The 20,290-nt window shown below is 70.5% G+C and carries 17 protein-coding genes; 8 read left to right on the forward strand and 9 right to left on the reverse strand.

Annotation, left to right across the window (positions count from 1 at the left end; translation table 11 throughout):
• Positions 1-2: 2 nt before the first annotated feature.
• From ACZ6ZP_RS04735 to ACZ6ZP_RS04745, 3 genes are all read left to right on the forward strand, one after another.
• On the forward strand, positions 3-1,439 hold the full coding sequence (locus tag ACZ6ZP_RS04735; RefSeq protein WP_351160602.1) for an amino acid permease: 1,437 nt from the start codon (positions 3-5) through the stop codon (positions 1,437-1,439).
• 177 nt (positions 1,440-1,616) lie between these two features.
• On the forward strand, positions 1,617-2,267 hold the full coding sequence (locus ACZ6ZP_RS04740) for a superoxide dismutase (RefSeq protein WP_361462309.1): 651 nt from the start codon (positions 1,617-1,619) through the stop codon (positions 2,265-2,267).
• A gap of 125 nt (positions 2,268-2,392) precedes the next feature.
• Positions 2,393-2,602: a hypothetical protein gene (locus ACZ6ZP_RS04745; RefSeq protein WP_351160608.1), complete on the forward strand. Its 210-nt coding sequence runs from the start codon at positions 2,393-2,395 to the stop codon at positions 2,600-2,602.
• Position 2,603: 1 nt separating this feature from the next.
• Here ACZ6ZP_RS04745 and ACZ6ZP_RS04750 read toward each other — a convergent pair whose 3' ends face one another.
• Positions 2,604-3,242 carry a mycothiol-dependent nitroreductase Rv2466c family protein gene (locus ACZ6ZP_RS04750; protein WP_351160611.1) on the reverse strand — a complete coding sequence of 213 codons (639 nt, stop codon included), beginning with the start codon at positions 3,240-3,242 and terminating at the stop codon, positions 2,604-2,606.
• 163 nt (positions 3,243-3,405) lie between these two features.
• Here ACZ6ZP_RS04750 and pepN point away from each other — a divergent pair, with 163 nt between their 5' ends.
• Both pepN and ACZ6ZP_RS04760 read left to right on the forward strand, forming a co-directional pair.
• A complete protein-coding gene (pepN, locus tag ACZ6ZP_RS04755; RefSeq protein WP_351160614.1) occupies positions 3,406-5,979 on the forward strand; it encodes an aminopeptidase N in 2,574 nt (857 codons plus the stop codon).
• Between the two features lie 189 nt (positions 5,980-6,168).
• Entirely contained in the window at positions 6,169-7,224 is a 1,056-nt protein-coding gene (locus ACZ6ZP_RS04760) for a hypothetical protein (protein WP_383818899.1), read from the forward strand.
• Between the two features lie 49 nt (positions 7,225-7,273).
• Here the strand turns inward: ACZ6ZP_RS04760 and ACZ6ZP_RS04765 are convergent, their stop codons facing one another.
• From ACZ6ZP_RS04765 to ACZ6ZP_RS04785, 5 genes are all read right to left on the reverse strand, one after another.
• The gene (locus tag ACZ6ZP_RS04765; RefSeq protein ID WP_469405526.1) at positions 7,274-8,437 is read right to left on the reverse strand and encodes a serine hydrolase domain-containing protein; all 1,164 of its coding nucleotides are present in this window, start codon (positions 8,435-8,437) and stop codon (positions 7,274-7,276) included.
• A 91-nt stretch (positions 8,438-8,528) separates the two neighbouring features.
• Positions 8,529-10,319 (reverse strand): TIGR03767 family metallophosphoesterase, encoded by a 1,791-nt coding sequence (locus ACZ6ZP_RS04770; protein WP_469405528.1) that lies wholly within the window; start codon positions 10,317-10,319, stop codon positions 8,529-8,531.
• Positions 10,320-10,567: 248 nt separating this feature from the next.
• On the reverse strand, positions 10,568-11,035 hold the full coding sequence (locus ACZ6ZP_RS04775; protein WP_351160626.1) for an NUDIX hydrolase: 468 nt from the start codon (positions 11,033-11,035) through the stop codon (positions 10,568-10,570).
• 9 nt (positions 11,036-11,044) lie between these two features.
• Complete coding sequence (locus ACZ6ZP_RS04780; protein ID WP_469405529.1) at positions 11,045-11,941, reverse strand: pyridoxamine 5'-phosphate oxidase family protein; 897 nt, start codon at positions 11,939-11,941, stop codon at positions 11,045-11,047.
• 51 nt (positions 11,942-11,992) lie between these two features.
• Positions 11,993-12,451, reverse strand: coding sequence for a VOC family protein (locus ACZ6ZP_RS04785; RefSeq protein WP_399977367.1), 459 nt, complete (start codon positions 12,449-12,451; stop codon positions 11,993-11,995).
• Between the two features lie 142 nt (positions 12,452-12,593).
• Here ACZ6ZP_RS04785 and ACZ6ZP_RS04790 point away from each other — a divergent pair, with 142 nt between their 5' ends.
• Both ACZ6ZP_RS04790 and ACZ6ZP_RS04795 read left to right on the forward strand, forming a co-directional pair.
• Positions 12,594-13,142 carry a CGNR zinc finger domain-containing protein gene (locus ACZ6ZP_RS04790; RefSeq protein ID WP_361474542.1) on the forward strand — a complete coding sequence of 183 codons (549 nt, stop codon included), beginning with the start codon at positions 12,594-12,596 and terminating at the stop codon, positions 13,140-13,142.
• Between the two features lie 165 nt (positions 13,143-13,307).
• Complete coding sequence (locus tag ACZ6ZP_RS04795) at positions 13,308-16,598, forward strand: S8 family serine peptidase (RefSeq protein WP_469405531.1); 3,291 nt, start codon at positions 13,308-13,310, stop codon at positions 16,596-16,598.
• A 131-nt stretch (positions 16,599-16,729) separates the two neighbouring features.
• On the opposite strand, the gene ACZ6ZP_RS04800 is transcribed toward ACZ6ZP_RS04795, so the two are convergent.
• The 3 genes from ACZ6ZP_RS04800 to ACZ6ZP_RS04810 all read right to left on the reverse strand — a co-directional run bounded on the left by ACZ6ZP_RS04800 (position 16,730) and on the right by ACZ6ZP_RS04810 (position 19,061).
• Entirely contained in the window at positions 16,730-17,665 is a 936-nt protein-coding gene (locus ACZ6ZP_RS04800) for a molybdopterin-dependent oxidoreductase (RefSeq protein WP_351164497.1), read from the reverse strand.
• Positions 17,666-17,772: 107 nt separating this feature from the next.
• Positions 17,773-18,513, reverse strand: coding sequence for a hypothetical protein (locus ACZ6ZP_RS04805; protein ID WP_351164499.1), 741 nt, complete (start codon positions 18,511-18,513; stop codon positions 17,773-17,775).
• 2 nt (positions 18,514-18,515) lie between these two features.
• Positions 18,516-19,061 (reverse strand): sigma-70 family RNA polymerase sigma factor, encoded by a 546-nt coding sequence (locus ACZ6ZP_RS04810; RefSeq protein WP_383826976.1) that lies wholly within the window; start codon positions 19,059-19,061, stop codon positions 18,516-18,518.
• Positions 19,062-19,256: 195 nt separating this feature from the next.
• Between ACZ6ZP_RS04810 and ACZ6ZP_RS04815 the strand changes: the two genes are divergently transcribed.
• Positions 19,257-20,273: an aspartate-semialdehyde dehydrogenase gene (locus ACZ6ZP_RS04815; protein WP_351164501.1), complete on the forward strand. Its 1,017-nt coding sequence runs from the start codon at positions 19,257-19,259 to the stop codon at positions 20,271-20,273.
• The last annotated feature ends 17 nt before the right edge of the window (positions 20,274-20,290 follow it).

Here is a 20,290-nt window from a genome sequence, read left to right on the forward strand (position 1 = left end):
CCATGTCTCGGATGTCCACCCCCCAGGACACCCCCAAGGACGCAGCACCCGACGCGGCTCCCCAGGCCGATTCCCCGCTCGTCCACGGTCTCAAGCAGCGGCATCTCTCCATGATCGCCCTCGGCGGCGTCATCGGAGCCGGCCTCTTCGTGGGCTCCGGAGCGGGCATCGCCGCGGCGGGCCCCTCGATCGTCCTCGCCTACGCGATATCCGGCGCGCTCGTCATGCTCGTGATGCGGATGCTGGGCGAGATGTCGGCGGCGAACCCGGCGTCCGGCTCCTTCTCGGTCCACGCCGAGCGGGCGATCGGCCCCTGGGCGGGCTTCACCGCCGGCTGGGGCTTCTGGTTCCTGCTCTGCGTCGCCGTCGGCCTGGAGGGCATCGGCGCCGCGAAGATCATGGTGGGCTGGTTCCCCGACAGCCCCGAGTGGGCCTGGGTCGCCCTCTTCATGCTGGTGTTCTGCGGGGCCAACCTGACGGCCGTGAAGAACTTCGGCGAGTTCGAGTTCTGGTTCGCCGCCCTCAAGGTCGGCGCGATCGCGCTCTTCCTGGGCATCGGCGTCCTGGCCATCCTCGGCATCCTGCCCGGCTCGGACGCCTCCGCGCCCGGCACGGCCAACCTCACCGGTGAGGGCGGGTTCATGCCGAACGGCACGGACGGCCTGATCATCGGCCTCCTCGCGTCCGTGTTCGCGTACGGCGGTCTGGAGACCGTCACGATCGCGGCCGCGGAGTCCGAGAACCCGGTCCAGAGCGTCGCCAAGGCCGTGCGCACGGCGATGTGGCGCATCGCCCTCTTCTACGTCGGTTCGATGCTCGTCGTCGTCACGCTGCTGCCGTGGGACAACAAGGAGGTCGTGGCGAAGGGCCCGTACGTCGCCACGCTCGACCACCTGGGCATCCCGGGCGCGGGCCAGATCATGAACGTCATCGTCCTGATCGCCCTGCTCTCCGCGATGAACGCCAACATCTACGGCGCGTCGCGCATGTCGTACTCCCTGATCGCGCGCGGCCAGGGCCCCAAGGCGCTCGGCCGCGTCTACAGCGGCGTCCCGCGCCTCGCGGTCCTCGCCTCCTCGGTCTTCGGCTTCGTCTGCGTCCTGCTCAGCTACTGGCGCCCGGACGACGTCTTCCCCTGGCTCCTGAACATGATCGGCGCGATGATCCTGGTCGTCTGGATCTTCATCGCCGCCTCGCAGCTGATCCTGCGCCGCAGGACGGAGCGCGACGAGCCGCAGAAGCTGGTCGTGAAGATGTGGGCCTACCCGTTCCTGACCTGGGTCGCCCTGGCCGCGATGGCGTACATCTTCTACCTGATGACGGAACAGCCCGACACGCGCAAGCAGCTCCTGGCCACGGGCACGCTGACGCTGATTCTGGCCGTGATCGGTTTCGCGCGGCAGAAGAGGGCCGAACGCGCGGCGGTCGCCGCCGAGTAGCGACACACCTCTGCGCGAGAGGGCCCCGGGTCGACGGACTCGGGGCCCTCTCGCGTTTCCCCGGACCTAGGACCAAGGGCTGATCAACTCCGACCCACTCCTGCTGCTAGCCTGCACTTGCATATAGGTTGCAATAAGCGTTGCACTACAGCAGAGCAGCAGTCGGAGGGCTCGGACATGGCCATTTACACGCTTCCTGAACTTCCGTACGACTACGCGGCGCTCGAGCCGGTCATCAATCCCCAGATCGTCGAGCTGCACCACGACAAGCACCACGCGGCGTACGTGAAGGGCGCGAACGACACCCTTGAGCAGCTGGAGGAGGCGCGCGACAAGGAGACGTGGGGCGCCATCAACGGCCTGGAGAAGAACCTGGCCTTCCACCTCTCCGGCCACATCCTGCACAGCATCTACTGGCACAACATGAACAGCCCGAAGGACGGTGGCGGCGGTGAGCCGCTGGCCGCGGACGGTGTCGGCGACCTCGCGGACGCGATCACCGAGTCCTTCGGCTCCTTTGCCAAGTTCAAGGCCCAGCTGACCAAGGCCTCGGCGACCACGCAGGGTTCGGGCTGGGGCGTGCTCGCCTACGAGCCGCTCAGCAACCGCCTCATCGTCGAACAGGTCTACGACCACCAGGGCAACGTCGGCCAGGGCTCGACGCCGATCCTGGTCTTCGACGCCTGGGAGCACGCCTTCTACCTCCAGTACAAGAACCAGAAGGTGGACTTCATCGAGGCCATGTGGCAGGTCGTCAACTGGCAGGACGTCTCCAAGCGTTACGCGGCCGCCAAGCAACGCGTGAACAGCCTGCTGCTGGCCCCCTGAGAACGCCCTGCCTCGTGATCGTCTTCTCAACCTTCGCCGAGGCAGGCGGATGGACGAAGGACCCCCGTGAGGACATGGCTCACGGGGGTCTTTCGGTATGCCGGGTTCCGGGGGACGGTAAGGCCATGTCAGATCCCTGGAGGCGCTGCCTGAACTGTGGCGACAGCCACCAAAACTTCCAGAAGCCCACGGGAGACGCACTGGACGTCGTCATCGCCCGGGTGGGCCCCGCCGACGCGGGCAAATACTGGCGGTGCGGCCGCCAGGGCTGCCTGCGGGTACAGAACTACTGGGCCCACCGGGACGGTTTCGACCTCCCCCCGTCCTTCGGCTAGCTCAGTCGAAGATCGGGCCCTGCGTACGCGTGCGCTTGATCTCGTAGAAGCCCGGCGTGGACGCCACGAGCAGCGTGCCGTCCCACAGCTTCGCCGCCGCCTCGCCCTTCGGTGCGGGCGTCACGACGGGACCGAAGAAGGCGACCTGCTCGCCGTCCGCGCCGGGGACGGCGATGACGGGCGTGCCCACGTCCTGGCCGACCTTGTCGATGCCCTCCTGGTGGGAGGCGCGCAGCTGGGTGTCGTACTCGTCCGAGTCCGCGTAGTCCGCGAGCTCCTCGGGCAGGCCGACGTCCTTGAGCGCGGACACGACCGCCTCGCGGGTCGGGCCCTCGCCGAGGTTGTGGAAGCGGGTGCCAAGGGCGGTGTAGAGCTTCCCGGTGTAGTCGTCGCCGTGCTTCTGCTGGGCGGCGATGACCACGCGGACCGGGCCCCAGGCCTTCGTCTCGAGCATGTCCCGGTACTCCTCGGGCAGCTCGTCGAGCCGGTCCTCGTTCAGTACGGCGAGGCTCATGACATGCCAGCGGACCTCTACGTCGCGGACCTTCTCCACCTCGAGCATCCAGCGCGAGGTCATCCAGGCCCACGGGCACAGCGGGTCGAACCAGAAGTCAACAGGGGTCTTGCCGTTCTCGGACATGTCTCTCCCTAGGGAATGCTTGCGCGCTTGGCCAGGGGAACGTCAGTGATCTGCCCAGGCATTCCCGGATACCGCCCGCTGAGGCCACATGCGAGGATCGTAGACATTCGTACAGGTCGTGCGATCCACGACTTCCCCCTGCGAGTACAAGGGAGTACCGCCCGTGCCCGGTGAGAATCTTTCCCGCGACGAGGCCCAGGAGAGGGCCGCGCTGTTGTCCGTCGACGGGTACGAGGTCTTTCTCGACCTGCGCTCCGCGATCGGCGAGAGCGTCCAGGAGCCGCGCACGTTCCGCTCCGTCACCACGATCCGCTTCCGCTCCGCCGAACCCGGCGCCGCGAGCTTCGCGGACCTGATCGCCCCGAGCGTCACGGCACTCTCGCTCAACGGCAAGGACCTGGATCCCTCCGAGGTCTTCGACGGCACCCGCATCACCCTGGAGGACCTGGCCGCGGAGAACGAACTGGTGGTGGACGCCCAGTGCGCCTACAGCCGCACCGGGGAGGGCATGCACCGCTTCGTCGACCCGGAGGACGGCGAGGTCTACCTCTACACGCAGTACGAGCCCGCGGACTCACGGCGCGTCTTCGCCAACTTCGAGCAGCCCGATCTGAAGGCACCCTTCCGGTTCGAGGTGCGGGCCCCCGAGGGCTGGACCGCCTGGTCGAACGGCTCCGGTGAACTGGTCGACGGGGTATGGAAGTTCGCCGAGACGAAGCCGATCTCGACGTACATCACGGCGGTCGTCGCGGGTCCGTACCACTACGTGACGGACTCCTACAGCCGCACGTTCGACGACGGCACGACGCTGGACATCCCGCTCGGCGCCCTGTGCAGGAAGGGCCTCGCCAAGCACTTCGACGCGGACGACGTCTTCCTGGTCACCAAGCAGGGGCTCGACTTCTTCCACGACAACTTCGACTACCCCTACCCCTTCGGGAAGTACGACCAGGCCTTCGTCCCCGAGTACAACCTGGGCGCGATGGAGAACCCCGGCTGTGTGACCTTCCGCGAGGAGTACATCTTCCGCGGCAAGGTGACCCAGGCGTCGTACGAGCGCCGGGCCAACGTCATCCTGCACGAGATGGCGCACATGTGGTTCGGCGACCTCGTCACCATGCGCTGGTGGGACGACCTGTGGCTCAAGGAGTCCTTCGCCGACTTCATGGGCACCTTCTCGATGGTCGAGGCGACGCGCTTCACCAACGGCTGGATCACCTTCGCCAACAACCGCAAGGCGTGGGCCTACCGCGCCGACCAACTGCCCTCCACGCACCCGGTCACGGCCGACATCCGCGACCTGGAGGACGCCAAGCTCAACTTCGACGGGATCACGTACGCGAAGGGCGCGTCGGTACTGAAGCAGCTCGTCGCCTACGCGGGACGCGACGCGTTCCTCGAAGGCGCCCGCCGCTACTTCAAGCGGCACGCGTACGGGAACACCCGCCTCGGCGACCTCCTCTCGGTCCTGGAGGAGACCTCCGGGCGCGACATGGCCTCGTGGTCGCGGTCGTGGCTGCAGACGGCGGGCGTCAACTCCCTGACCCCGCAGGTCATCCTGAACGCGGAGGGCCGGATCACGGAGCTCTCCGTGGTGCAGGAGGCCGCCGAGTCGCACCCCGAACTGCGGCCGCACCGCGTGGCGGTGGGCCTGTACCGCCGCACGCCCGAGGGCGAGCTCACGCGGTACGCACGCGCGGAGGTGGACGTCGCCGGGCCGCGCACGGTGGTGTCCGAGCTGGCCGGCGAGGATGCTCCCGAGCTGGTCCTGGTCAACGACGACGACCTGACGTACTGCAAGATCCGCTTCGACGAGACCTCCCTCGACACCCTGCGGGCACACCTGGGCGACATCACCGACCCGCTCGCCCGCGCGCTGTGCTGGTCCGCGCTGTGGAGCCTCACCCGGGACGCGCTCATGCCCGCGCGGGACTTCATCGGCCTCGTGCTGCGGTTCGCGGGGCGCGAGAGCGACATCGGGGTCCTCCAGATGCTGCACACCTGGGCGGACTCGGCCCTCACCTTCTACGCGGCCCCCGAGTGGCGCGAGGAGGGCGGGCGCGCGCTCGCCGAGGGCGCGCTGCGGGAGCTGCGGAACGCGGAGCCCGGCAGCCAGCACCAGCTGACGTGGGCGAGGTTCTTCGCGGCGGTCGCCTCTTCGGAGGCCGACCTGCAGCTGCTGCGGGGCCTGCTGGCGGGGACGGCGAAGATCGACGGCCTGGACGTCGACCAGGAGCTGCGCTGGGCCTTCCTCGGCCCGCTGGCCGCGCACGGCGTCGCCGACGAGCAGGTGCTCGCCGCCGAGCTGGCTCGGGACGACACGGCTTCGGGCAAGCGGCACCAGGTGCGGTGCCTGGCCGCGCGGCCCTCCGAGGCGGTCAAGGCGCAGGCGTGGGCCGCCGTGGTGGAGTCCGACTCCCTGTCCAACGCGTTGGTGGGGGCGACGATCTCGGGGTTCGCACAGACGTCGCAGCGGGACCTCGTCGCTTCGTACGCGCCCAAGTACTTCGCCGCCATCGAGCGGGTGTGGGCCGAGCGGTCCATCCAGATCGGGATGGACGTGGTGAAGGGGCTGTTCCCGCACCTCCAGGACAGCCAGGCCACCGTGGACGCGACCGATGCGTGGCTCGCCGCCCACGAGACGGCCGCTCCCGCCCTGCGGCGGCTTGTGATCGAGGCCCGGGACGACCTCGCGCGGTCGTTGCGGGCGCAGGCCTGCGACGCCGCTGCCGCGTAGGCCTGCGGCCGGGACGGCCCCCTCGCCGAGCCGCTCGGCGGCTCGGCGAGGGGGCCGTCGGAACGTAACCCGCGCAACCAGACCTTTTCGGCAGTCGAACGTCTGCACTTTAGTGCGGGGTTGTCCGGTTATGTCGACGGGGCTGTAACAGCGGTTAGGGGGCGGAGCGGCAGCGGGAATGGCCCGGTCATGAACCACAACACCCCGCTCTCCCCCCGCCCCCTCCGTCACCTCGCCGACGTCCAGCGTCGCGTGATGAGCACCGCCCAGCTCCGCGCCCACGGCATCTCCGCCGCCGACGTCTCGTCCCACTGCCGCCCGGAAGGGCCCTGGCAGCAGCTGCTCCCGGGGGTCTGCCTGCTGCACCCGGGGCCGCCGACCAGTGAAGAGCGCCTGCACGGGGCCCTGTTGTTCGCGGGGCGGCCGCCGGCCCGGGCGGCGAAGACCGTGCCCGCGCAGCCCGGCGCGGGCGAGCCCCATGCCCCGTACGCCGACGCCCTGATCACCGGACTCGCGGCGCTCGCCCTGCACCGCTTCTCGTCGGCTCCCCCACTGCTGTCCCTGGACCGCATCGACGTCCTCGTCCCGCGCACCCGGCGACTGCGCTCCACCGGGTTCGTCCGGCTCGTGCGGACCCCGGCGCTGCCGACCGCCGTACAGGTCACCGGAGTTCCGGTGGCGCCGGTGCCGCGCGCGCTCGCCGACGCCGTGGCGGGGCTCACCGATGCGGGCGCGGTGCGCAGGCTGCTCACCGAGGCGGTGCGCGGCGGACACTGCGAACCGGCCGCCATCGTGCGGGAGTTGAACTCCGCGCGGCTGCTGACCCGCCCGCATGTCGTGGACGCGGTGGACTCGCTGCTCGCCGAGGGGCGGGCGATCGCCGAGGACCGGCTCTACCAGATGGTCGTCGAGCACGGTCTGCCCGATCCGCTGTGGAACGTCGACCTGCGATTGCCCGGTGGGCCGCATCTCGGGGGCGTCGACGCCTACTGGCCCGATCTGGCCGTCGCCGTCGAGCTGGACACGCGGGCGCCCCGGCAGGGATTCCGGCAGGACGACGACGCCCTGTGGTCCGAATACGCCCGCAAGCGCGAGCACTTGGAGCGCCTCGGCATCACCGTCGTGCATCTGACGCCCAGGAAACTGCGCGAGTCGCTCGAACAGCAGGCGACCGTCGTGCGGACCGCCCTGATGGCGTCGGCCGACCGGGACCCGGCCGCGTACGTGGTGGTGCTGCCGCGGTAGCCGCCGCGGGAGAGGGGCGGGACCCGCACGCCGGGCCCCGCCGGACACGTCACTTCCCGCAGAACTCCGCGTCCCGGACGGCGAACAGGTCGCCGTCCAGGCTGTTGAAGTTGGCGGAGAGCGCATGGCCGCCGCGCTCGGTCACCAGGGTCATCGACGTCGAGCCCTGGATGTCGCCACCGTTGCCCCAGACGACGGTGGAGCAGGAGGTCTCGCGGCTCACCAGGCCGAGCCCGTACCCGTCGTTGGGCCTGTCCGGGTCCCGCACCACGGTCTTCTTCATCTCGGCGAGTTGCTTCTTGGGCAGGAGCTTGCCGCGCAGCAGGGCCGTGTAGAAGCGGTTCAGGTCCGCCGCGTCGGAGATCATCCCGCCCGACGAGCCCGCCATGGACGGATTGAGCTCCGTGACGTCGTGGAACGCGGCGCCCGGGGCCTTGGAGAGCTTCATGTACGCCCGTGAACTCGGCTCCGGCATCGAGGGGTCCGTCCGCGGCACGCTGGTGGCGTGCAGGCCGAGCGGCTCGATGATGCGGCGCTTGATCTCGTCCGCGTACGACTCCCCCGTCACCTTCTTGATGATCATGCCTGCGAGGAGGTAGTTGGTGTTGGAGTAGTTCCAGCCCTCACCGGGATCGAAGTCCGGCTCGTGGCGCATGGCGATGGCGACCTGCTGCTCGGGGGTCCAGGTGTCGTAGCGGTGCGCGAGGAACTTCTCGGTGAACATCTTCTCCTGGTAGCCGGGGTCGCTCAGTACGTCGTAGATGCCGCTCGTGTGGTTGAGGAGCTGGCGCACCGTGATGCGGTCGCCGTCGTGGCCGTTGCCCTCGACCACGCCCGGCAGCCACCGCCCCACCTTGTCGTCCAGGCGCAACTCCCCCTCGGCGACGAGCTGGAGCACCACCGTCGAGACGAAGGTCTTGGTGATGCTGCCGACGCGGTAGCGGTCGTGGGCGCCACGCGGGGTCCGCCGTTCGAGGTCGCCGATGCCCGCGGCGGAGTTCCAGGTTCCGTGCTTGTCCCTGGCCTGGGCGGTCACGCCGGGGGCGTTCTCGTTGACGGCGGCCTCCATCGCCTTCTGTGTCGCCCGGTGCCGGTCGCCGTGCCCGCCACCACCGGACTCCCCCGCGAGCGCCGGCGCCGCGAACGCTCCCGCCGTCACCGTCATCGCCATCACCGCGGCCACACCCGTCAGGCGTCTCTTGCGCGCTGCCATCTCTCCCCCATCTGTTCACGACGTACGGACGGCGGGAGGGACTCACGGGTCCGGGGACGAGGTTGAGGTCGACGCGCGGGTTGGGCGGGTTTCAGCCCTTCCTGAGGATCAGTTCCGTGTTCCGGTCGCCCGGCTCGCCGCCGAGCGCGGGCTTCGCACCAGGGGCGTTGAAGGAGAGTTCGCGGTAGAGCGCGGCGAGGCCGGTCTGCGAGAGGTCGGCGTAATCCGTGCGGTGCGGGGCCGACGACTCGATGAGGGTGGTGAAGAGGGAGATCGTGCCGTCGTGGTTGTCGCTCAGCTCCACCACGCGGGCCAGCTGCGGGAAGTCGATGTGCGAGGCCGTGGAGACCTCCCAGAAGGAGCCGCGCGGGGTCTGGTGCGCGGTGATCCTGTTCTTGTGGCTGTGTCCGTTGACCCAGGCCAGGACGGAACGGTGGCGGCCGAGCAGGGCGACGATCTCGTCGCCCCCGTGCCTGCCCTCGCTCGGGCGGTCCGGGTCCTGGCGCAGATTGCGCATGGTCCTGCTGGTGTGGTGGCTGAAGACGATGACGTACGAACCGCCGCCGTCCTTCTCCTCGTTCGCCTTCAGCTCCCGCGTCAGCCAGTCCATCTGGGCCGTGCCGAGCGAGCCTTCGTAGTGGCCGCCGGGGTCGGTCGAGTCCAGGCTGATGCCCAGGACGTCGTCGCTGATGCGGAAGGAGTAGTACTGGGTTCCGGAGTCGAGGTTCTCCTGCGTGTAGCCGTGGCCCGCGGGACCGTGGCCCTTGTACGCCGGGTCGAGGTGGGCCTTGACGTACTCGGCGGGGGTGAAGGGCGCGCGGCTCTCGTCCGGGGTGACCGAGCGCATCCGCCGCGCCTCGCTCTTCAGGAGCTCCTTGAACTGGGCGCCCTTGGGGTCGCGGCCCTTCTTGACGGCCTTCCACAGGGCGGCGCCGCGCGGCTCGTCGAGGGACATCAGCTTCCGCCCGCCGACGGCGAATTCGGAGAAGTACGAGTCCCCGGGGCCCCAGCAGCCGCCGGGCAGCGCGTCGTGGTTGCCGACGGTCGAGTACCAAGGAAGGCCGAGGCCGGGGCTGTTGACCTCGCGCAGCGCGGCGTCCAGGAAGCCGTCGACCCGTGGGAAGCCGAGCGCCTTGTCGGAGTCGCGCAGGTCGTCGTCCGGGTGCCAGTACAGCTTCAGGCCGCTGTCCTGGACGCCTTCGTAGCGGCGCGGGTCACCGGTGTTGGGGGTGATGCGCCCGCCGCTCATGGTCTTGAGGAACCAGTCGAGTTCGGAGCGGGAGTTGTTGTCCGTGTTGTCGCCCGTCGTCACGACGCAGTGCAGCGGCGATCCGGTGGCGGGCGCGCCGCGCAGTGCGTTGACCCGCTCGACGAGCGCGACCGCGCCGGCCACCGAGAGGGCCTCCTGCGGGCGCCAGGCGCTCGCGGTCTGGGCGCGCAGGTACTCGTACCGCAGCGGGTGCTGTACGTCGACCAGGTGCAGGTCGGTGAACTGGACGAACGCGGCGAGCGGGGTGCGCCGCCCTTCGCGGCCGTTCTTGGGGTCGGCCAGGTCGCCGCGGACCACGCGGTCCCAGGCGGGCCCGTCCCCCAGCCGCCGGTAGCCGGACGTGCCGCGCGGCGTCGCGACGGCGCCCAGCGTGGTGCCGCCCAGGTAGGGCATCAGGGGCGCGGCGGGCGCCTGCCGGGAGAGCGCGACGGGGGCGGGTCCGCTGGCGGCGGCGTGGCTGGTGCCGGGCCGCAGGGCGTAGCCGATGCCCGCGGAGAGGGAGACGGCTCCGGTGGTCGCCAGGAAGGCGCGGCGGTCCACGGAGGAGACGGCGGAGGCGGCGGCGTGGGCGGCGGACTGGGCGGCGGTGGCGACAGAGCGTGTGCGCGACATGGCGCGGTCTCCCCGATTGCAAACGCGTCGGCAGTGGTCGCGGGCAGCTCCGCAGTGGGCGAAATTCCCGCTCGTACTGGATCGTTGACATCCGGGATGACCTGCACGTTAACGAGACCGCAACGGGCAGCGCCGATCACCGTACGTGGATCATCGGGCACCCTGCGCGGTCATGAACCCCTCTCCGGGCGGAGAGGAGGCCGTCACTCCACGTTCACCTTTCGGGGAAGGGAAGGCTCCGCGTGGGCTCAGGAGGGCGGCTCGGAGGGCGTCGCGAGGTGACCGTCGCCGGGGCGGGTCCGCCACAGGTCGAGCCCGATGTCGACGAGCCCGACCCGGTCGAGGCCGGCGACGGCGTCCAGCGTGTGCCAGGCCGCGAGATCGGTGGAACCGTCCCGCTCGTGGCGCAGCTCGCCGCCGGTGACGCGCGCCTCGTAGACGATCCGCAGGCCGTGGAAGTCGGCGACGGCGCCGAGCTTGCGCGGATAGCGGCGGCGCAGCGAGTCGACGCCGAGCAGCGCGACGGGCTCGATGACGTACCCCGTCTCCTCATCGGCCTCGCGGATCACCGTGTCGTACGGGTCCTCCCCGTGGTCCATCCCGCCGCCGGGCAGCGTCCAGCGCTTGCTGCCGTCGCCCGCCACCCAGCGGGCGAGCAGCAGCTGCCCGTCCTGTACGCATACGGCGTAGGCCGCCACCCGAAGCTCTTTGTTCACAGAGTGACGCTAGTCCTCCTCGGTCGGATTGGCAGGGGAGTACTCCGGAGCCGTCCAGCTCCAGGGGCTCGCGCCGAGGGTCTGGACCGCCTCGGTGAGGGTGAAGCGGACCGTGCGGGAGCCGTCGTCGCCGTGTTCGGTGCCGGCCGTGCCGGTGAGCTGGAGGGTGGTGCCGGTCGTCCAGTCGAGGAAGAGCAGGCCCGCGCGGGGGTCCGTGGCGAGGTTGCCGAGGGTCAGGAACATCGCGTTGCCCGGGTAGTCCCGCCAGGTGAGTTCGGTGGCTGACGCGACCCGGACGAAGCCGGGGTTGCCGCCCCGGTGGCTGGCGTCGGCGCCGTGCGCGTGGACGGAGGCGAGGAAGAAGGTGTCGGCGGCGGCGATGAGCGTGCGCTGTTCGGCGGTGAGTTCCGGCGTGCGGGTGGGGGTGGAGGGGCCGCCTGGATCGCGGTCGGGGTCGAGTTGGCGCTTCTGGAGGTACTTGGGGCAGTTCGAGAAGACCTGGTCGGCCTCGATCGCCAGGCCGCGGGGGGTCGGGCGGGCCCGTCCGTTCAGGCGCATGCGGCGCCGGGTGCGGGGGTCCAGGGCGATGGTGCCCACGGGGGTGCCCTCCTGGGCGAGGGCCCGCGCCAGGGGGTCGGCCCGGTGCGGGCCGCCCGCGATCGATGCCTGGCGCGGCCCCGTGGCCCGCACGAACCCGGGTTCGCCGGTGAGCAGCGAGGCCCAGACCGCGCCCGCCTGGTCCGCGGCGCCGATCACCAGCATGGGCTGGAGTTCGAGGAAGGCGGCGGCGACGGGGCGGATGCCGTCGCCGATGGACCGGCCCACGTGGTCGGCCAGTTCCCGCACACCGACGAGGTCCTGAACGGCTCGGGAGCCGTGGTGGTACGGGGTGTGCGGGGTGGTCATGTCACTCCCTGCCGGGTCAATGGGTGAATGGGTGAGCGGGTCAGGGCGCGGTCAGAAGAAGCCGCAGGTCGGCGCCGCCGCCACCGGAGCAGTGTCCGAGGCTGCCACGCCGGACCCCGCATAGATCTCCAGGCGCGTTCCGTCCGGGTCGTGGAAGAAGATCCCGCCGGACGCCGCGCCCTCGCCGTGCGGGACGACTCCCTCGTAGGCGAATTCCACCCCGTACGCCCGCAGGGCGCTCTCGTACGCGCGGACCTCCTCGATGGTGTCCACCTCGAACGCCAGGTGGTGCAGTCCGGCGTTCGAAGCCGCGTACGACGCGTCCGCCTGCTGCCAGAGCGTGAGCGCGGGGATTCCGCTCTCCCCCAGGAAGGCGAATCTGCGGCCCTCTTCCTTGCCCTCGCTGATCACGCCGTACCCGATGACGTCGCGGTAGAAGGCGAGCGAGCGCTCGATGTCGGTGACGTTCAGGCCGATGTGGCCGGTGCGGAGTGTGCCGGTCGAGGTCATGACTCTCCCCTTGTCAGCGCGTCAGCGGTTGCCCGCCCGACCCGCGTGGGCTGGCTAACCTTTCAACACCACTTTAAGAGTTAGAATCAGCGAGCGTCAACCAGTCACGTACCCTTTGCTGGTTAGTCCTGAAGGGAGCCCCATGTCCGCCGCCCCCCGCGATCCGCGCCCGCTCGTCGGCGAGCCGCTCTCCCTCGACCTGCTCAACACCCGGTGGATGATGGACGGCGCGCGCCAGGATCTGCTGACCCATGTCGACGGGCTCGCCGTCTGGCTCGCCGCCCATGGGCTCGACGACAGGTTCACTGCGGACGAGGCGACGCTGGAGCACGTGCTGCGGGCACGCGACGCGCTCGCGTCCACCGTGGACAGCCCCGACGACCCCGCCGGCATCGCCCGCGTCGACACGATCCTCGGGCACGGGCGCATCCGGGCGACCCTGACCGCGCAAGGGCCGGGCGAGGAGCCCGAGTTCAAGGACCCGACCTGGGGTGCGGCATGGCTGGCGGCCCGTGACTACCTGACGCTCCTCGCCACCGCCCCGGACCGGATCCGCCCCTGCGCGCACGAGGCGTGCATCCTGCACTTCTACGACACCTCGCGGAACGGGACCCGGCGCTGGTGCTCCATGTCCGGGTGCGGCAACCGGGCCAAGGCCTCGCGGCACTACGCGCGGGCGCGTGAGGCGTAGAGAGGTAGAGGCGTAATCATCCGCTATGTCACCGGTGGCGCATGGCGGGATTACGCCAGCCTCTGATCCTCTCCGGACAACTCTCCCCAAACAGCAGTCACTTACGTAAGGCTGAGCGGTCATCCGGTTCCGGATTCCGGACCTTTTCGACCTTTACGTACAGGGATGCTGATGCACAGATCCAGTGCTAGACGCACGACCCGTCTCGCGATAGCCGTCGGCCTCACCGCCGCGCTCTCCGCCGCCGGGCCCATACCCATGGCCCTCGCGGCCGACGGAGACCCCGGGGGCCAGACCACCCCCAAGTCCGCCGAGAAGAAGCTCGGTTCGGCCGATGCCGATCTCCTCGCGGACGCGAAGGCGGACGGCGAGAAGACCGTCACGATGATGGTCGCCACCGCGCCCGGCGCCACCGAGCAGGTCGCCGACCAGCTCGACGCCGTCAAGGGCGGCTCGGTCGGCCGGACGTACGACAAGCTCGGCTACGTACGCGCCACCGTGCCCACCGCGAAGGCCGAGGCCGCCATCGAGGCCGCCGGCAAGCTGTCGTCGGTGCACGGCATCGACCTGCGGCACGAGATCGAGCTGGACGACCCGACGCCGGCCGCCGACCGCGCCAAGGGCGCGAAGACCGCGGCCGAGGGGACGTTCGCCGGACCCGGCAAGAACACCCCGGCGAAGAACCCGTACAACCCGTCCTTCGAGACGGGCGCCGTCGACTTCGTGAAGAAGCACCCGAAGGCGGACGGCCGGGGCACCACCATCGGCATCCTCGACTCCGGCGTCGACCTGGGCCACCCCGCGCTCCAGAAGACCACCACGGGCGAGCGGAAGATCACCGACTGGGTGACCGCGACGGACCCGATCGTGGACGCGGACGCCACCTGGCGCCGGATGACCAACCCCGTCACGGGCCCCGTCTTCACCTGGGACAGCGAGACGTGGAAGGCCCCCGCGGGCTCCTTCCAGGTCAACCGCTTCCGCGAGTCGGCCACCACCGGCGGCGACGCCAAGGGCGACATCAACCGTGACGGCGACACCACCGACAGCTGGGGCGTGCTCTACGACCCGGCGGCCGGGACGGTCCGGGTCGACCTGAACGACAACAACGACTTCACCGACGACGAGACGATGAAGCCGTACAAGGACGGCCACCAGGTCGCCTACTTCGGCAAGGACGACCCGGCGACCGACGTCGTCGAGCGCGTCCCGTTCGTCGTCGAGATCCGCAAGGACGTGCCGACCGACCCGTACGGCGGCGACTGGGTCGGCAAGAAGGCCGACTTCGTCAACATCGGCGTCATCGAGTCCGAGCACGGCACGCACGTCGCGGGCATCACCGCGGCCAACAGCCTGTTCGGCGGCAAGATGAACGGCGCGGCGCCCGGCGCCAAACTGGTCTCCTCGCGCGCCTGCACCTGGACCGGCGGCTGCACGAACGTCGCGCTCACCGAGGGCATGATCGACCTCGTCACGAAGCGCGGCGTCGACATCGTGAACATGTCGATCGGCGGCCTCCCGGCGCTGAACGACGGCAACAACGCGCGCGCCGAGCTCTACACGCGCCTCATCGACACCTACGGCGTCCAGCTGGTGATCTCCGCGGGCAACTCCGGCCCCGGCGCGAACACCATCGGCGACCCGAGCCTGGCCGACAAGGTCATCTCGGTCGGCGCCTCCATCTCCAAGGAGACGTGGGCCGCCAACTACGGCTCCGCCGTGGAGAAGAAGTACGCGATGATGAACTTCTCCTCGCGCGGTCCGCGTGAGGACGGCGGCTTCGCGCCGGTCATCTCCGCGCCCGGCTCGGCCATCAACACCACGCAGACCTGGCTGCCGGGCTCCCCGGTCGCCGAGGCGGGCTACCAACTGCCCGCCGGTTACTCGATGCTGCAGGGTACGTCGATGGCGTCCCCGCAGGCCGCGGGCGCATCCGCGCTGCTGCTGTCCGCCGCCAAGCGCGAGGACGTCGACCTGACCCCGGCGAAGCTGCGCACGGCGCTGACCTCGACCGCGGACCGCATCAGCGGCGAGCAGGCGTACGCGCAGGGCACCGGCCTGATCAACGTGGTCGACGCCTGGAACGCCATCGAGGACGACGCGAAGGCGCACACGTACACGGTGAAGGCCCCGGTCGACACCGCCCTGGAGCAGGAGCTGAAGAAGCCCGGCACCGGCATCTACGACCGTGAGGGCGGCCTGAAGACCGGCCAGAAGCGGACGTACGACGTCGAGGTCACCCGCACCTCGGGCCCCGACCGCTCCATCCGCCACGAGCTGGACCTGGTCAACAACCACGAGGGCACGTTCAAGCTGCTCGGCAAGGGCGCGGTGACGCTGCCGCTGAACAAGCCGGTCACGGTCAAGGTGCAGGCGAAGGCCAAGTCGGCCGGTGTGCACAGCGCGATCCTGACGGTCGACGACGAGCGCAGCGAGGGCATCGACCAGCAGATCATGTCGACGGTCGTCGTCTCGGCGCCGCTCGCCAAGCCCGCGTACACGTTCTCGGGGTCCGGCTCGGTGCAGCGCAACAGCACCAAGTCGTACTTCGTGACGGTCCCCAAGGGCGCCAAGTCCCTCGAAGTGGCGCTCGGCGGCCTGAAGGACAAGAGCCAGACGCGGTTCATCGCGGTGCACCCGTACGGTGTCCCGGTCGACTCGACGTCGTCGCTCGTCTGCTACCCGAACTACGAGAACCCGGCCAACACCTGCCGCCCCGACCTGCGTTCGTACGCGGACCCGCAGCCGGGCGTGTGGGAGATCGAGGTCGAGTCGCGCAGGACGTCGCCGCTCCTGGACAACCCCTACAAGCTGGACGTCTCGGCTCTGGGTGTCGCCTTCGACCCCGCCGTGCAGACGGTTCCGGAGGCGAAGGTCGGCACGCCGGCGCCCGTCTCCTGGAAGGGGACGAACAACTTCGCCGCGGTGGACGGGAAGCTGAAGGGCGGCCCGCTCGGCTCCGCGAAGGCGGCGAAGCCGTCGATCAAGCAGGGTGAGACGCAGAAGACGACCGTGGTCGTGCCCCAGGGCGCGGAGCGGCTCGACGTCGCGATCGGCTCGACGGCGGACACCGCCGCCGACCTGGACCTGTCGGTCTCGAAGGACGGCGCGGTCGTGGGCTCGTCGGCGGACGGCGACTCGGAGGAGTCGGTCAGCCTCACCAAGCCCGCCGCGGGCACGTACGAGATCCAGGTGGTGGGCTACTCGATCCCGTCCGGCACCACGGCGTACGACTACCGGGACGTTTTCTTCTCGGCCGCGCTCGGCTCGGTGAAGGTCGACGAGTCGGCGTCGGTGAAGCTGGCGAACGGGGCTTCCGCCCAGGTCTCCGCGGAGGTCGCGGCGGACGCGCCCACGATGGAGGGACGTCAGCTGTTCGGTGAGGTCTCGCTCCTGAACGGTCGCGGCACGGTCGCCGGTACCGGCAGCGTGATCATCGAGAAGGTCGCCTCGTAGGGGTCTCTCTGTGAGAGGACGTCTGTGACAGGACGTCTGCGACAGGGCATCTGTGCCAGGACGTCGGCCGGGCTGGTCCTCCAGCCCGGCCGACGTGCGTCCGGCCGACGTGCGAAGGGGGCGCCGGGCCGCTATCCGGCCTCGACCGCCACCTCGTGCACCGCGTTCCGCGCCCCCGCGAGCGGCTGCACGCGCCCCGCGAGATCCCGCGCCCGGCAGCGGACGCGATGCGGGCCGGGCGCCAACTCTCTGGTGAGACAGAAGCGTTGCCACGTCGGGCCCGGGCCCGGCGCATCCACCACGGCCGCCTCCCAGGCACCCCCGTCGACCGAGATCTCGACGCCCACGATCTCCGTCGCGCTCCACGCCCGGCCGCTCAACTCCACCTTCCCCGCGGCCAGTTCGGCCCCCTCCCCCGGCGCGAACAGCTTGCTGCTCACATCCACCTCCCGCACGGGGCTCGGGGACGCCTCCCCCGGCAGGACGCGGTTGTAGAACCGCGTGGTGAAGACGCCGTCCGACCGCCGGTCCGCCAGGACGATCCGGGTCAGCCACTTCACCGAGTTCGTCCCGAACATCCGCGGCACCACCGCCCGCAGCGGAAACCCGTGCTCGGCTCGGAGCGGCTCGCCGTTCATCCGGTGCGCGAGGAAGACGTCGCCGCGGGCCGTCGGCAGGGGCAGGTCCTTGACGTACGTCAGACCGTCCTGCCCGTGGAAGGACCCCGTGTCCGCGCCCTCGAACCACACGTGCCGCGCCGCGGCCTGTGGCACCGCACGGTCCAGGAGCGCGGCGAGCGGCACCCCCGCCCACTCCACCTGCGCCACCGCCCGCGTCGGCACGTCCGGAGCGAACGGACTCCCGAAGCATTCGTGGAAGGCGGCCAGCCGCTCCGTCCCGAGCGCGAGGACGGCGGCCATGTCCAGGCGCAGCGGCCGCTCGACGAGCCCCTCCACCACCAGGGTCCAGTCCGTGACGTCGATGTCCGGCACGCCCATGTGCTTCCTGACGAAGACGTCGTCGGTCGGCGTGAAGTCGGGTGCGGGGGCGGGCACTTGGGTGGTCATGTAGTAACCATAGGGGCACTTAGACCCTTACATCCAGCGCATTTACTCCTCCATCTGCACAGCCCTCCCCCCTCGGCACCGCCCGTGCCCCGAACCGCCCGTGCCCCTCAGCACCGCATCCCCTCCGCGCGCGGCAGCGCCCGCTCGATCCATGCCCGGTCCTTGGCGATGTCCTTCGCGGTCGTGGACCAGATGTCCGGCGACGCCTCGCCCTTCGCGATGCCGATCAGGGTCCGGTCGCCGGGGCGCAGGCGCGGGTCCACGTCCACGTCCATCACGAACGTGATCTGCTTCTCGCCCCGGCCCGGCTTGTAGTAGCGGGACACGTCCAGGACGATCCGGTCCTGGACGCCGCCGGGGACCGGCTCGACCCGCCTGACCGTGCCCTCCGCGATGAGCCGCGCGCACGCCACGTACCCCTCGGGCGACCGGTCCGCCGAGCCCCCGCTGTCCTCGTCACCCGCGTCCGGCGCTACCCCCTTCGCCGCGTCGGAGTCGCTCCTGGTCATCTCACCCCCGCCCTCCAGCGCCAGCCAGGCGAGACCGCCCACGAGCGAGGCGGCCGCGGCGGCCGCCGCCACACCGAGCGACATCGCGAGGCGCCGCCGCCGGACACCGCCGGGCCGCACCGGGACCACCCGCACCGGCTCCCGCTCCGGAGCCGACAGGGTCCGCCCCACCACCCCCAGGTGCTCCCGGAGCAGTGCGACGTCCGCCACAGCCGCGGCATGCTCCGCCACGGCCTCCGGGTCCCGCCGGGACGCCTCGGGCAGGGGCTCGTCCGTGAGGGCGAGCATCAGGGCGTCGTGGTCGCCGTCGTACTCGTACGCGTACTCGTCCTTGGCCACCGTCACACCACCTCGCCCTCGTGCAGCCGCGTCCGCAGCACCCGTACCGCCGTATGCAGCCTGCTCTTGACCGTGCCCTCCGGAATGCCCAGCTCGTCGGCTATCGCCCGCACCGGCAGATCGGCGTAGAAACGCAGGACGACGACCTGCCGCTGGGTGTCGGGCAGCGCGTCCAGGCCCTGCGTCACGGCCATCGAGAGGGCCCGTGACTCCGCCCCGTCCTCGTCCGTCGCCTCCCGCCACAGGACCGCGAGCCGCTCGCCGAGCCGCTCCTGCCTGCGGCGTGCCCGGTGCCAGTCCATGGCGAGGTTCGAGGCGACGACCGCCGCCCACGCGGAGACGTCACGGGGCGCGTCGCGGCCGTCCGCCGCCCGCTCCAGGAGCTTGAGCCTGACCTGCTGGACGCCGTCGGGCAGGTCCGCGTGCGGCACCCCGCCCAGCGCGAGCACCGCCCGCACCCGGTCCTCCTGGGCCGCGTCGAGCGGATCGGACCCTCCCCGTCGGTCCCGTCGGTCCCGTCGGTCCCGTCGCATTCTTCCGCGCAGCAAGACACCCCTCCCGTCCCCGCGTTTCCCCTAGGACGCCGGGGCGGCCCGAAACGTTCGACCGAGGCGGCAGGAATGTGCGCGGGAATGTGACATCCCGAACTTCGGACAATGGATTGGACAAGGCGCCCGTGGACAGACGCATGATGGAACGCACAGGCCAATGCCTATGCCCATGCACATACGGAGGAAGTCCCTGTGAAGGTCGGAATCGTCGGAGCCACCGGTCAGGTCGGCACGGTCATGCGCAAGATCCTCGTCGAGCGGAAGTTCCCGATCGACGAGCTGCGCCTGTTCGCATCGGCCCGCTCGGCCGGCACGGTCCTCGACGGTGTGACGGTCGAGGACGCCTCCACGGCCGACTACAGCGGCCTTGACATCGTCCTGTTCTCGGCGGGCGGCGCCACCTCGAAGGCGCTGGCCGAGAAGGTCGCGTCGCAGGGCCCCGTCGTGATCGACAACTCCTCGGCCTGGCGCATGGACCCCCAGGTCCCGCTGGTCGTCTCCGAGGTCAACCCGCACGCGATCGCGGACCGCCCCAAGGGCATCATCGCCAACCCGAACTGCACGACGATGGCCGCCATGCCGGTCCTGAAGCCGCTGCACCGGGAGGCCGGTCTCACCGCGCTCGTCGTGGCGACCTACCAGGCCGTGTCCGGTTCGGGCGTCGCCGGTGTCGAGGAGCTCTTCGACCAGGTCAAGAAGGTCGGCGACGAAGCGCCGAACCTCACGCACGACGGCTCGGCCGCGGAGTTCCCGGCCCCGAACAAGTACGTCGCGCCGATCGCGTACAACGTCCTGCCGATGGCGGGCTCCATCGTGGACGACGGTCTGAACGAGACCGACGAGGAGCAGAAGCTCCGCAACGAATCCCGCAAGATCCTGGAGATCCCGGCCCTCAAGGTCTCCGGCACCTGCGTCCGCGTGCCGGTCTTCACCGGCCACTCGCTCCAGGTCAACGCCCGCTTCGAGCGTCCGCTGAGCGCCGAGCGCGCCACCGAGATCCTCGCGTCGGCCGAGGGCGTCGTCCTCACGGACGTGCCGACCCCGCTGGTCGCCGCGGGCAAGGACGACTCCTTCGTGGGCCGCATCCGCAACGACGAGACGGCGGAGAACGGCCTGGCCTTCTTCATCTCCGACGACAACCTCCGCAAGGGCGCCGCGCTGAACGCGGTGCAGATCGCGGAGCTGGTGGCCGCCGAGCTCAAGGGCTGAGTCTCAGCTCTTACCTC

The sequence above is a fragment of the Streptomyces sp. NPDC054047 genome, from assembly GCF_055585065.1.